This window comes from Treponema zioleckii (assembly GCF_014737315.1).
GTDB classification, from domain to species: Bacteria; Spirochaetota; Spirochaetia; order Treponematales; family Treponemataceae; genus Treponema_D; species Treponema_D zioleckii.
Window position 1 is genome coordinate 177,555 of the sequence record NZ_JPUF01000001.1, and the last position, 12,386, is coordinate 189,940.

A 12,386-nucleotide genomic window follows, 5' to 3' on the forward strand; every position below is an offset into this window, starting at 1 on the left:
ATTATGAGGAAATTAGTTGTTATTTTTGCAACCTTATTTTTGGGGCTTTTTACGGCATGTGATGACGGGTATACGGCAGCAATCGTATATGCAAAATTCGAATCCGCAAACAAAATAGTTGTCACCATCCAATGCAACGTTGAACGCACTGACTTGGGGATTGAAGTCTGGATTGACGGAATACAAGACAAATCGTACAGAATTGTCTCGCAATTTGACGACAAAACAAAAGAGACAATAACCATAAAGCTGAACAAGGACGTTCCTAAAAATGCCTTCGTCAAGATAATCGGCGAGCCGTATGGAGACATTACGACCGACATAATAATTCAGCAGAAAAAATTTTAATATACGAGGTGTTCGAAAACTTCAGCTTTTCGAACAGCTTCCAAATAAAACTGAGTTTTTGCAAGGCTTTAGTCTGAAAAAACTCGAATAGACATGGAGGAAACATAGTTTTCCGAACAGGTCTAATTTTACTTTAGGAAAAAAATTATGAAAAAATCATCACTTTTAGTTCTTGCTTCTTCCTTGCTTTTTGCAAGTTGTACGTCACTCAGTTTTGAGAAGACTGGCAACATTCTAAACAAATCAGAACTCGCCGGTACTGACACAATCGATGAAGGAAAAATCGTTTTTGAAATGGAAAAGAGTGCACTCGGAAGTTTTTTAAGCGGAAAGAAAGTGGACACTCCCGCAAATTTGAGCAATAAGGATTTCTTTATCCACGGAAAACGAACTTATTCATCCAGCACATCTTCAATTTTACTTAGTGGCGAGGATGCTGTTACAGATTTTATTCAGTCTAGCCATCCTTACGAGTATCGGTGGGAAGGAAAGGTTATTGAAAACGACGCTGCGGTTCCCCTTATTTTTGATTTTTATGTAATAGGTGATTCGCCAAAATCATTTCAGCTCATAAAAGGTTATTGCAACGCTCCAAAACCAGAAGCAAAAGGTCAAAAAGTAAAATCATTCATTTTTGGCTCAATTCCAGACGGCGGTGCTCGGCTCTCGATGAAACACAGAATCAGCGGAGACAGAAACAAAATTCCTTTTGAGGTCGCAAACTTTACGGCTTCAAGCGGTGCGGAATACAGCATACACGTAACTCGTGATTATGAGTACAAAATCAGCAAAGTAACAGGAAAATACGCAGAGCAAAGCGAAGAAGAACTATGGAAGCACTTCCACGATTGGACTTCGACAAGGGAATTTGTTTTTGACAAAAATCAAGTTTTTCAGATTACAGACAAAGAAAATAAGATTCTTTTTGCAGAATGTTCTGTAAATGACTACAAACTTTTTAAGCCTGCAGAAGAAAAGTCAGAAGATGTAAAAGAATGCATAAAGTCGTTCATAGGCTATTTGTGGGCACTCGACGAACATAACCAAACATCAGAACGTTTAAAATAAAAAAATCGAAAAACTTAGAGGTAAAAACATGAAAAAAACAGTTTTACAGAAAATTTCAATTTTATTTGCAATTTTGTTTTTGGCAGTCCTTTGTTCAGCGTGCTCCAGCGGAGACACGGCGGAAGTTGAACGCGCAGAATTTGTTTCTGATAACGAAATACAAGTTTATCTCTCAGGAACCGTCGAAAACTACAGGCTCAGCGTAAACGTTAACGAAAATGGCAAAGAACAAAAGGGATATTATGTTAAATCGTATACTTACAATCCTTTTTATTTCCGCCTGACGGCAGAACTGAACAAGAATGTTCCAAAAGGAGCCTTTCTTACAATCACCGGGGAAGACGACCTTTTCGGCAAAATAACAATTCAGAGGTAAAAACATGAAAAAATCATTGGTAACAATTATGGCATTTGTAGTAGGTGGAGTAACTTCTGGTGTTGCAACAGCTGCATCTGGTGATATTAAGATTATTTCATAACTTTTTGTTAATTTGTTTGTAACCGCATTGATGTTTATAAGTTTTTATGAATGTCAATATGCCGGCAATTGAATAAAAATATTGGAGGTAAAAATATGAAAAAAATTATTACGATTTTAAGTGCATTAGTTTTGGGTACAGCGGTTTTCGCAGATGGTAGCGAAAAGAATTATGATTCTTTCATCGGGGCTGGATTGAGCGGAGTTTTCTCTAACTACAAAGTTGACGATGACGGTTCCCGCAAAAACATTGGCGGCGGATTTGACCTTTCTTTGCTTACAGTAAACAAAGAAAATGGTTTTAGCTTAAAAGCGGACTTTGGAGCCGGAATTGTAACAACTGAAGATTTTCCGAACATGGGCAGAGAAACTGGACTGTACACAGTGTTGAACGCAGGTGCCGGATATTCGTTCTTACACACGGAAGACACAATTTTCTCAGTCTTTGGAATGTGCAGCATCGGAAGGAACTTGTTTAACGACGATTCAAACATTCCTGCATTCAGTGACATGTCTTTTAAGCAACTTACTTATGGCATTGGGGCTGACGTTACATTTATGAAACGTGTCGGAAGTCAGGTCTATCTTTTTGCCAATGTTGGAGCACGCTTTGAAATGGGAACTGAATCTGTAACATATTCAAACGAAAAAAATAACGTTTCCTCATACAGCGGAACAACCCGCGACATTCTCGGTAACGTTTCTGTTACACCGACAATCGGTGTAAGCTATAAATTATAATTTCCACAAAATAAGCGCAAACAATCCGTCGAACAAGTCATTTTGTAACGACGGATTATCAGTTTTTATAGAATTTTGCCGCTACTGCCAGACTATACCAATAAAATATTGTGTGAGGCTCCCACTTCTTATTCTTTCTCGCTTCCTGCGCAGCAGTTTTTTTCCGCTTGTCTTGTATATAGTAAAAATTGGTTTTCAGATTCAGACGTAGATTGACGGATTGTATTTTTTACTCTAAAACAAAGGAAATGAAGTATTTTAGCAGCGGAAAAATTATCAAAGAATTCAGGGAACGCCGGGGAATTTCTCAGCTTGAACTATGCGAAGGTTTGTGCGAGCCTCCAACTTTATGCAAAATTGAAACAGGCAGGCAGAATCCAAATAAAAAATTGCTGGAAGCCCTTTCTGCCCGTTTGCAGATTCCTGTTTCATTGGACGTTCCTATTACGAGACTTGAATTTGAGCGCGCCCAAATTGAGCGGGAAATTATGAGCCGCATTTCAAGAGAGAACTATTTAATAGAAGAATTTGTAAAAAAATACAAAGACTTGGGCAAAGATATGAATAAATTGGAAAAGCAATTTTATCTTTTTGCACATGCCGTTCATCTTGAGCAAAATGAAAATAACTTTCAAAAAGCACTCGATGAATTTTCTGAATCTCTTTCACTGACATTTCCTTCTTACTGCCATGAAACAGATATTTCAAAACATCTTTTTATTCCTCTTGAACTTATACTACTGAACAGCATTGCAACCTGCCTTTATTGCGTCGGGAAAAAAACTGAATCAATCAGCCTTCTTGGGCAAATTATGCGCTGTCTTGAACACGAAGGACTTGAGCGCGAAGAATACGCAAAATTATATCCCGCAGTCACTTTTAATCTTTCGACTTACTTGGGAATAATCAAAAACTATGAAGAATCACTTAAAATTACGGAACAGGGACTTGCGTGCTGCTTAAAATATGAGCGTTTCGGAAGCCACTCAAGACTTCTCTACAACAAAGGCTACACGCTTTTTACAACAGGCAAAAAAAATGAAGGAATGTATTTTTTGAAACAGTCATTTTTTTCAATGCAGATTTTGGAACAGAATCGGTTTTTCAACAATGCCAAAGAAGATATCATCAATTCATTTGGCATTGAAGTCTGGAATGAAATTGAAAATGCTATTGACATGAAATGATTGCGTCCTGACTCTCATAGCGGGCAGCGTAAGTAACGGTCTCTTCTTGTTCGGTATTGCCGTCCGCAGTGTCTACACTGCATCCGAAAAAGGCCGTACCGATAAAAATTGCCAAAACAACGGCGAAAATAAATTTTGTGATTTTTTTCAAAAATTTCTCGAAACGTTATTTTCTTACCCAAAATTCAATTTTATTCTGAGTAAGTATTTAATCTACAGAAAACATTTCTTACGAAACAGAAACTGAAGGATGGATTCAATGAAAACCTTATTAAAATCACTCCGTCTTATTTTTGACGCTGCACCGACCACGGCTTCGTTCAGTTTTCTGGTTGTTATAATTGCGAGTTTGATTCCGTCCTTAATGGCGGTTTTATCAGCACAAGTTATCAACATGTTGTCAGTTTTTAATGGAACCGCGGATTTTCTAAGCCAAAAAGACAAAATCTTTGTAAATATCATTGCCTGGCTTGTGCTTCTGTTTGTTTCAAATGCTCTTTCGATGTTATCAGCTGTTTTAACGGAGCGTCTCAGCGACAAGCTCGTTGATAAAATAAATCTTGCGCTCATTGAAAAAAGTTCTGCGCTTAAGGATTTATACAATTTTGAGAGTCCAGAGTTTCAGTCTGATGTTCACGTTTTGAGGACTCAGGCAATGACACGCCCTGTAAATCTTGTTGCAAATTTAACTCTTAACATAAAAAATCTGACGGTTCTTTTGAGCATGTTGTGGGTTCTTGGTTCAATAAGTTTGTCTGTTCCATTGATTCTTTTAATCTGCCTTATTCCTGATTTTTTTGTGCAGCGAAAGCTGAATAATGAAGGCTGGCTTGAAGGCATTAAAAATGATATTCACCAACGGCGCGCAGATTATTTTGTTCAGCTTATGTTGGATTGCACGACGATAAAAGACACTCTATGGCTGAATCTTGGAAGTTATGCACGAACGAACTATCTAAAAAGCCGTGCTAGAGTAACTGCACAAAACGCACTTATCCGTCGAAAACGAGTTTTTTATTCTTTTCCGACTATGATTTTAAATACGCTTGGAAATATCTTTGCATTCTTAATTATTGTTCGTGGAATTTATAACGGACTTTATTCTATAGGCACGCTTGCCTTGTTTCTGCAAGTATTTTTTCAAGTGAATATTTATCTTTCAGATTTGGTTACATTCGGCGGTTACTTAAAAACTATTCTGCTGTATTTCGATAAGTTTTTTAGCTTTATGAATTGGAAAAATCATATTCATTTGGCAGAAACAAATCTTGACTTCTGCAAGTTAGAAATGGACGGTAAGGGAGAGCCGTATCTTGAATTTAAGAATGTCTCTTTTTGCTATCCCGGAGCAAAAATCCCCGCCCTCGAAAATGTTTCGTTCATCATTAACGAAGGTGAGTCTGTTGCGCTTGTGGGAGCCAACGGTGCCGGTAAATCTACGATTATAAAACTGATTATGCGTTTTTACGAACCAACTTCAGGAAACATTTTTTATAAAGGGTGTCCGATTCAGAATATTGAAATTGATTCATGGCGGAGCATGATTTCATGCGTGTTTCAGGATTTTGCAAAATATGCAGTTCCTCTGCATGAGGCTGTGTCAATTCCAAAGTCTGAGAGGCATGAGCGTATTGTTTCTGTGTTAAAAGATGTTGAATACACGGGCAGTTTTGAAAACTCTCTGCTCGGAAAAGAATTCGGAGGAACAGATTTATCGGGAGGGCAGTGGCAAAAAATCGCGATCGCCAGAGCCTTGTATCATAACGCACCGCTTTTAATTCTTGACGAACCGACGGCTTCAATCGACCCCATTTCAGAAGCCCGCCTGTTCAGGCAGTTTTACAGGTTGTGCGAACGGCATACAAGTATAATCGTAACACACAGACTCGCTTCTGCTGTGGACGCTACAAAAATCATTGTCCTTAACAAAGCGCACGTAGCGCAAATTGGAACTCACAATGAACTTGTAAACAATTCAGGTATTTACAAAACTATGTTTTTTGCCCAAGCTGAAAAATATCAAAATAAAAAGTATTTCCAAAATGAATTTTCTAACTGATTTTATTAAACCTGTTAAATTAAAACTTGCCCTGTATTATTTTTCGCTTTTGCTTTACATTGCGACGGTATTTTTTTTGCCGATTTTTATAGGAAGTTTTATAAATGCCTGTATTTCTACGAGTTCCCTGAACGTAAATCAACTTATTTTGCTAGCCTGTCTGTGCATTGCGGAATTTATTTTTTCCTTAATCAAAGACGATTTTAATATCAAACTTTCAAATCAAATCGCATTTTTCATTGAATACAAAACCACAGATTACATAAAGCACTGCGATTCTCTTGCAGATAAAATAATCAAACTGGGAGCGGACACAAAATTGCTTATGGAGGATTTGGAAAAAGTCTAATATGAAAAAAGTTCTTTCTTTGGTGAATGTTTCTAAACAATATTCCAAAAAATCCCCGAAAGTGCTCGACGGTGTTTCTTTTGATGTTTTTGAGGGCGAAATCATCGGGCTTTTGGGCTGTAACGGAAGCGGAAAAACGACGCTTATAAAAAGTATTCTGAATCTTCTTGAAATCGACATTGGAAAAATTTTATATGATGGTCAGGATATAAAAAATATCAGCAGGAATAAATTCTTTACGGAAGTGAATACAATTCTTGAAGGAGAGCGAAACCTGTACTGGAATATGACGGCAAAAGAAAATCTTTTGTATTTTGGCAGACTCAAAAAAATTCCTGATAAAAAAATCCGTGAGCAGAGTGAGGAATATTTAAGGATTCTTGGTCTTTGGGAAAGTCTTGACACCTTGGCCGGGGATTTTTCCCGCGGAATGAAGCAGAAACTCGCCCTTGCAGTTGCCTTGCTTGGTTTTCCAAAACTACTTTTGTTGGACGAACCGACTCTTGGAATCGATGTTTTTTCAAAGCAGGAACTTTTAAAATGTCTCAGGGCACTGGCAAAAGAAAAGCAGATAAGCCTGCTTTTGACAACCCACGAAACGAATGTAATCGACAGCATTGCGGACAGAATCGTTTTATTGAATGACCATAAAATTTGTTTTGCTGGCTCTGTTCTTGATTTTAAAAAGGCTTTCAGTAAAAAAACGGTGGAAATCCATGTGGCAGGTAAGCCAGACGAAAAATTCCTTGAATCTTATGAATGCAAAATCCTCTCGCCTGATGATTTTATTTTAACGCTCCCGGATTCAGACTTTCAAAGCTGCATGAATGTAATGAAGAAACTTTCAGAAAACGGATTTGAAGTCCTTTCGTTTAATAAAAGCTATGCTTCTCTTGAATCAATACTCTGTGATTTTTATAGGAAAAAATAGGAACAAAAATGAATCTTTTAAAAGCTGAAATTTCAAAAACTCTTATTGAATTACGAACGTATTATCCCGACCACATCGTTGACATTGTAATCAAATATTTTCTGTTTCTTACTTTTTTTCTTGGATTGGGAACAAAAAACGTTACAAACAATACTTTTTTTATCGGATATTCGTTTTGGATTATTGCAAGCTACATAATTTCAGAAGCTTCCGTTCAGGTTTCATTTGAAAAAAAGGTGGGCACAATCGAACAGCTTTTTATAAAACCATATTCTTCATCAGTGATTCTTGCGGTACGTTCCGTGCTGATGTTTACGGTTTCATTCGCAAAATTTGTGGTATTGACGGGCATCATTTTGTTGACCACAAAAATATCAGTTTCGGTCCAGCCTTTAATTTTTGCGGTTTATTTTGTTTCGCTTTTCGGTTTTTTGGGGCTAGGTCTTTTTCTTTCTGCACTCACATTGATTTTTACGAAAACTGCCTCGTTTGAATCAATACTTTCCTATGCACTTTTAACCGTGTCGGGGGTGTTTATTCCGATTGAAAAACTTTCTCCGCTAATTCACAAGATTATTCATCCTTTTCCGTATTTTTACGGAATCGAACTTGCACAGAAAGTCGGCTCATTTCAGACTGTCGCCACGTTCGAGTGGGTTTTGCTTGTCATTCTGAATTTTCTTGCCCTAATGGCAGGCTTTATCCTTTATGAATTCTGCTTAAAATATGTGCGCCGACATGGATTGATAAATAAATATTAGCCATCTCGGAAAAGTTGCCGTAAAAACAAAAAGGGGCTGACTAAATAGTGTAGAGATTCCGAAACGAGTTCGGAATGACACAGTACAAAGTACTTTTCGGTCAGCCCCTAGCATACAAAAGTGATTTCTATGATTAGAATACTGTTACAACTTCTCCGTTAGGATACTTTGCTTTTACCCAGTCTTTTACTTTCTGAGATTTGAGTGCGTTTACGAGAGCTTTGATTGCAGCGTCGTTCTCGTGACCTTTTTTTACTGCAACTACGTTAACGTAAGGAGAAGATGAGCCTTCAACCACAAGACCGTCTTTTGCTGCGCTCAATCCTGCTGGAATTGCGTAGTTTCCGTTGATAACGGCAGCGTCAACGTCCTGAAGAATTCTTGGGAGCGTTGCAGCTTCGATTTCCTTGAACTTGAGCTTGAGCGGGTTCTTTTTGATGTCGATTGGTGTTGCTGTGATTCCTGCGTTTGGTTTGAGTGTGATTAAACCAGCCTGCTGCAAGAGAAGAAGTGCGCGTCCTTCGTTTGTTGGGTCGTTCGGAATTGCGATTACAGCTTTTTTCTTCAAATCTTTGATGTTCTTGATTTTTGATGAATAAACTGCGAATGGCTCAACGTGGATTCCTGCCGCATTTACGAGGTGAGTTCCCTTTTCTTTGTTGAAAGAATTCAAGTAAGGAATGTGCTGGAAGTAGTTAGCGTCAATGTCGCCAGCCTCTACGGCTTCGTTTGGAGTAACGTAGTCTGTGAACTCAACAACCTGCAAGTCGATTCCCTGCTCTTTGAGGTCATCTTTTACAAGGTTGAGAATTGAAGCGTGTGGCTCTGGAGTTGCGCCAACTTTGAGAGTTGTCTGTGCAAAAACAGCCGAAACAGAAAGTGCAGCAAATACTGCGAGCGATAAGATTTTTTTCATAATTTTATTCTCCTTATTTCCTACCGATTTAATGAGTAATATATATAAACTCTCCTAAAAAAATAGTCAATAGGTGTGGAACGACAATATTTTTCTTTTAATCTGCATAATGGGTTTTGTCGTTCCTATCAGTTTTGCAAGCAAAAGCGGAACGACAATATTTTTCCTTTAATCCGCATAATGGGTTTTGTCGTTCCTTTCAGTTTTGCAAGCAAAACTGAATAAGGCACTGAAGATTGCTTGCAGTGGTTGAGCATAGTCGAAACCACCTTCCCCGCCCTGTTCAATAGGAGTTTAATCCTTCAAAAAATGCAGGCAAGTTGATAAAAAAAATTGGTGGGGCAGTAGCGAAGGCGAAGCAAAAATGCTTCTGAACGTTCGCGACCGAAGGGAGTCGGATACCGCTTACGTTCAGCTGCATTTTTGAAGCGCCGTAGCGAATGCCCCGCCAATTTTTTTACATTTACCAGCCCATATTTTTTTTACCGACGATTAAAATCCTAGAAACTTAAATGTGATTGTGATACAGTAAAATCATGTTAAAAGGACGTCATCTTATAAAGCCAAGTGATTTCTCAGTTTCTGAAATTGATGAAATTTGTTCATTGGCTGAGCAAATTATTGTTGATCCAACTTCTTTTCAAGACGTGTGTCGCGGGAAAATTCTCGCGACACTTTTTTTTGAGCCTAGCACCAGAACACGATTGAGTTTTGAAGCGGCAATGCTCCATTTGGGCGGAGCCGTGGAAGGATTTTCCGATGCTGCGAACAGCTCAACCTCAAAAGGCGAATCCCTTGCCGACACAATCAGAACCGTAAGTTCTTACGTTGACGTGATTGCAATGCGTAATCCAAAAGAAGGCGCAGCTCTCGTGGCAAGCCGCTACGCTGAGTGCCCTGTAATCAACGCTGGCGACGGAGGGCATTTTCATCCGACGCAAACGCTTACCGACATGCTCACCATTCGTGCGTTAAAAGGTGGCTTTGAAGGCCATACAATCGGCTTTTGCGGAGACCTAAAATTCGGTCGTACCGTGCATTCGCTCACCGAGGCCATGAGTCGCTACAAGAACAACAAGTTCATCTTCATAAGTCCAAAGGAACTTGCCGTTCCTGAATACATCACCGAGTATCTTGATTCTGTGGGAGTTCCTTACACAACAGCCGAGCGGCTTGAAAGCGTGATTGGCGACGTGGACATCCTTTACATGACCCGCGTTCAAAAAGAACGGTTCTTCAACGAGCAGGATTACATCCGCTTAAAGGACAGCTACATTCTCGACAGACAAAAAATGACTCTCGCGGCAAAGAACATGATTGTTCTTCATCCTCTTCCTCGCGTTAACGAGATTTCGCCGGAGGTTGACGATGACCCACGTGCGGCTTACTTTAAGCAAGTAAAATACGGAATGTATGTGCGAATGGCACTGATTGCAAAATTGGTCGGTGCTCTGTAAAACGGAGAAAAAAAATGCTGAACGTAGACACAATAAAAAACGGTCTTGTAATTGACCACATAAAAGCTGGGTGCGGACCGCAGATATTCCATTTTTTGGGACTGGACAAAGCACCTTTCAGCTGTGCGCTGATTATGAACGTTCCGTCAAAAAAATCAGGACGGAAAGACATAATCAAAATCGACAATATCATCAACTTGGATTATTCCGTGCTTGGTTTTGTTGACCCTTCAATTTCTATTAACGTAATAAAAGATGAAAAAATCGTCCGCAAAATCAAAATGGAACTTCCTGAGCGTGTTGAGAACGTGATTCACTGCAAGAATCCTCGTTGCATCACAATGACGGAAAACTACATTCCTCAGGTGTTCCGCCTCGTGAACCGCGAGAAAGCCCAGTATCACTGCGAATACTGCGATGCAAGCTACAGTGCGGGGCAGGTGGAAGTATGAGCGATTCTGCGACGCTGATAATTTTTAACGCGCACATCGTTGATTCGAATACCGACTGCAAAGGGGCTGTAATCGTTCATGACGGGCTTATAAAAAGCGTTTTCCTCGGTCAGGCAGCTTCGCGGGAAGCCGTGCTGAAGGTTTCAACTGCGTTCGGCTGCGACGGTGCCGAATTTTTTGATGCCGAAGGGCTTACTTTAATGCCAAGCTTTATAGATATGCACGCCCATTTCCGCTACCCTGGTCAGACTCAAAAAGAGGATTTGGACTCAGGGCTTGCCGCGGCGGTTGCAGGAGGATTTGGAACGTTGGTTTTGATGCCGAATACGAATCCTGTTGTTTCTACAAAAGAGCTTGGTCTTGCCGTAAAAAACGAGGCTAATTCAAAAAATCTGGCCAGAGTTTTTCAGACTGTGAGCATTACGAAAGATTTTGACGGAAAAGACACGAGCGGAATTGATGAACTTACGAGCGAGGAATTCCCTGTCATAAGCGAGGACGGACATGACGTTGCTTCGGCCGCCGTTATGTTTGAAGGAATGCAGCGGGCTGGGAAGCGCGGAATTATTGTTGCCTGTCACTGCGAGGACGTGAGTCTTGCTCAGGCGGCAAAACCGTACCGCCAGCGCGCGTTGGGATTTATGAAGCAATTCGGGATTCCTGCCGGAAAGGTTAACGTTCAAACTCCGAATGTGCCAGAGAGCATTGATTTTGAGATTGACGGAAATCTTACGAAGGCAAATTCGATTCTTGCGCTGGCAGAGGACACTGCCACCGAGCGAAACATCGAAATTGCAAAGCTTGCAGGCTGCCACGTTCATATTTGCCATTGCTCCACAAAAATCAGCATGGACGCAGTGCGCCGCGCAAAAGCCGAGATAAAAGCCGGTCTTGCTCCGAGAGATTTTGCTTGCACCGTTGAAGTGACTCCGCATCATTTGGGGCTTACCGGAACCGACGCGCCGTATTTAAGGGCATTGGTGAATCCGCCTTTGAGGTGCGAAGAAGACCGACGGGCCGTAATAGAAGCGCTTCGGGACGGGACTGCTGACTGCATCGGAACAGACCACGCTCCGCACACGCAGGATGATAAGGCCGCGGGTTCCCCTGGCTTTACGGGGCTTGAAACCGCATTTGCTGTTTGTAATTCCGTTTTGGTAAGGAACGAAGGCTTTACGCTGAGCCAGCTTTCAAAGCTGATGAGCGAGAATCCTGCAAAAATCTTGAAGATAAAGAGCGGAAAAATCGCTCCGGGATTCAATGCGGATTTTGTACTCGTAAACCCAACCGAAGAATGGGTGGTAAATCCTGTTGCATTCAAGTCAAAAGGAAAATCCACGCCGCTTGAAGGCCGCACTCTCTACGGAAAAGTTCACGCAACATTCTTTGCCGGTAAGCGGGTTTACTAGGCCGAATTCCGACTTTTCTGCTATTGGGTGAGCACAGTGCCGTCATGCCGAGTGCACAACTCTGTCATGCTGAGTGCATAACTCTGCCATGCCGAGTGTACAACTCTGCCATGCCAAGTGCACAACTCTGCCATGCCGAGTGTATAACTTTGTCATGTCGAGCGAAGTCGAGACATCTAGAGGAATCTGTAGATTGTAGACCTCTCGACTACGCTCGAGGTGACAAAAAA

Annotated in this window: 14 protein-coding genes; 12 read left to right on the forward strand and 2 right to left on the reverse strand. The window is 40.5% G+C overall.

The window, feature by feature from the left end; translation table 11 throughout:
* Window positions 1–3 precede the first annotated feature (3 nt).
* The 5 genes from JI65_RS00700 (at window position 4) to JI65_RS00720 (ending at window position 3,822) form a co-directional block, all read left to right on the forward strand.
* Window positions 4–348, forward strand: coding sequence for a hypothetical protein (locus tag JI65_RS00700; protein WP_191013435.1), 345 nt, complete (start codon window positions 4–6; stop codon window positions 346–348).
* A gap of 147 nt (window positions 349–495) precedes the next feature.
* Window positions 496–1,416, forward strand: a complete 921-nt coding sequence (locus JI65_RS00705) for a hypothetical protein (RefSeq protein ID WP_191013436.1) — start codon at window positions 496–498, stop codon at window positions 1,414–1,416.
* Window positions 1,417–1,444: 28 nt separating this feature from the next.
* On the forward strand, window positions 1,445–1,792 hold the full coding sequence (locus JI65_RS00710) for a hypothetical protein (RefSeq protein ID WP_191013437.1): 348 nt from the start codon (window positions 1,445–1,447) through the stop codon (window positions 1,790–1,792).
* 198 nt (window positions 1,793–1,990) lie between these two features.
* Window positions 1,991–2,635: a hypothetical protein gene (locus tag JI65_RS00715; protein ID WP_191013438.1), complete on the forward strand. Its 645-nt coding sequence runs from the start codon at window positions 1,991–1,993 to the stop codon at window positions 2,633–2,635.
* Between the two features lie 248 nt (window positions 2,636–2,883).
* Window positions 2,884–3,822, forward strand: coding sequence for a helix-turn-helix domain-containing protein (locus tag JI65_RS00720; protein ID WP_191013439.1), 939 nt, complete (start codon window positions 2,884–2,886; stop codon window positions 3,820–3,822).
* Here the strand turns inward: JI65_RS00720 and JI65_RS00725 are convergent.
* Window positions 3,806–3,973, reverse strand: coding sequence for a hypothetical protein (locus JI65_RS00725; RefSeq protein ID WP_191013440.1), 168 nt, complete (start codon window positions 3,971–3,973; stop codon window positions 3,806–3,808). The two genes, JI65_RS00720 and JI65_RS00725, sit on opposite strands and share 17 nt — an antisense overlap.
* A gap of 108 nt (window positions 3,974–4,081) precedes the next feature.
* On the opposite strand from JI65_RS00725, the gene JI65_RS00730 reads away from it, so the two are divergent.
* Genes JI65_RS00730 through JI65_RS00745 form a run of 4 tightly spaced genes read left to right on the forward strand, consistent with a single transcriptional unit; the run spans window position 4,082 to window position 7,922 of the window.
* Window positions 4,082–5,881 carry an ABC transporter ATP-binding protein gene (locus tag JI65_RS00730; protein WP_191013441.1) on the forward strand — a complete coding sequence of 600 codons (1,800 nt, stop codon included), beginning with the start codon at window positions 4,082–4,084 and terminating at the stop codon, window positions 5,879–5,881.
* Entirely contained in the window at window positions 5,865–6,230 is a 366-nt protein-coding gene (locus JI65_RS00735; RefSeq protein WP_191013442.1) for a hypothetical protein, read from the forward strand. Before JI65_RS00730 ends, JI65_RS00735 begins: the two co-directional genes overlap by 17 nt.
* A 1-nt stretch (window position 6,231) precedes the next feature.
* Complete coding sequence (locus tag JI65_RS00740) at window positions 6,232–7,161, forward strand: ABC transporter ATP-binding protein (protein WP_191013443.1); 930 nt, start codon at window positions 6,232–6,234, stop codon at window positions 7,159–7,161.
* Between the two features lie 8 nt (window positions 7,162–7,169).
* A complete protein-coding gene (locus JI65_RS00745; RefSeq protein WP_191013444.1) occupies window positions 7,170–7,922 on the forward strand; it encodes an ABC transporter permease in 753 nt (250 codons plus the stop codon).
* A gap of 133 nt (window positions 7,923–8,055) precedes the next feature.
* On the opposite strand, the gene JI65_RS00750 is transcribed toward JI65_RS00745, so the two are convergent.
* Window positions 8,056–8,838, reverse strand: coding sequence for a MetQ/NlpA family ABC transporter substrate-binding protein (locus JI65_RS00750; RefSeq protein ID WP_191013445.1), 783 nt, complete (start codon window positions 8,836–8,838; stop codon window positions 8,056–8,058).
* Window positions 8,839–9,374: 536 nt separating this feature from the next.
* Here JI65_RS00750 and pyrB point away from each other — a divergent pair.
* From pyrB to JI65_RS00765, 3 genes are read left to right on the forward strand one after another with little or no spacing between them, the layout of a single operon-like run.
* Window positions 9,375–10,295, forward strand: a complete 921-nt coding sequence (gene pyrB / locus JI65_RS00755) for an aspartate carbamoyltransferase (protein WP_191013446.1) — start codon at window positions 9,375–9,377, stop codon at window positions 10,293–10,295.
* 14 nt (window positions 10,296–10,309) lie between these two features.
* Complete coding sequence (locus JI65_RS00760; protein ID WP_191013447.1) at window positions 10,310–10,747, forward strand: aspartate carbamoyltransferase regulatory subunit; 438 nt, start codon at window positions 10,310–10,312, stop codon at window positions 10,745–10,747.
* Entirely contained in the window at window positions 10,744–12,156 is a 1,413-nt protein-coding gene (locus JI65_RS00765; protein ID WP_191013448.1) for a dihydroorotase, read from the forward strand. Before JI65_RS00760 ends, JI65_RS00765 begins: the two co-directional genes overlap by 4 nt.
* Window positions 12,157–12,386: the final 230 nt, after the last annotated feature.

Coding starts and splice junctions, on each gene's coding strand:
- JI65_RS00730 (WP_191013441.1), top strand. CDS start 4,082: ATGAAAACCTTATTAAAATCACTCCGTCTTATTTTTGACGCTGCACCG.
- JI65_RS00710 (WP_191013437.1), top strand. CDS start 1,445: ATGAAAAAAACAGTTTTACAGAAAATTTCAATTTTATTTGCAATTTTG.
- JI65_RS00705 (WP_191013436.1), top strand. CDS start 496: ATGAAAAAATCATCACTTTTAGTTCTTGCTTCTTCCTTGCTTTTTGCA.
- JI65_RS00720 (WP_191013439.1), top strand. CDS start 2,884: ATGAAGTATTTTAGCAGCGGAAAAATTATCAAAGAATTCAGGGAACGC.
- JI65_RS00745 (WP_191013444.1), top strand. CDS start 7,170: ATGAATCTTTTAAAAGCTGAAATTTCAAAAACTCTTATTGAATTACGA.
- JI65_RS00735 (WP_191013442.1), top strand. CDS start 5,865: ATGAATTTTCTAACTGATTTTATTAAACCTGTTAAATTAAAACTTGCC.
- JI65_RS00700 (WP_191013435.1), top strand. CDS start 4: ATGAGGAAATTAGTTGTTATTTTTGCAACCTTATTTTTGGGGCTTTTT.
- JI65_RS00740 (WP_191013443.1), top strand. CDS start 6,232: ATGAAAAAAGTTCTTTCTTTGGTGAATGTTTCTAAACAATATTCCAAA.
- JI65_RS00760 (WP_191013447.1), top strand. CDS start 10,310: ATGCTGAACGTAGACACAATAAAAAACGGTCTTGTAATTGACCACATA.
- pyrB (WP_191013446.1), top strand. CDS start 9,375: ATGTTAAAAGGACGTCATCTTATAAAGCCAAGTGATTTCTCAGTTTCT.
- JI65_RS00715 (WP_191013438.1), top strand. CDS start 1,991: ATGAAAAAAATTATTACGATTTTAAGTGCATTAGTTTTGGGTACAGCG.
- JI65_RS00750 (WP_191013445.1), bottom strand. CDS start 8,838: ATGAAAAAAATCTTATCGCTCGCAGTATTTGCTGCACTTTCTGTTTCG.
- JI65_RS00765 (WP_191013448.1), top strand. CDS start 10,744: ATGAGCGATTCTGCGACGCTGATAATTTTTAACGCGCACATCGTTGAT.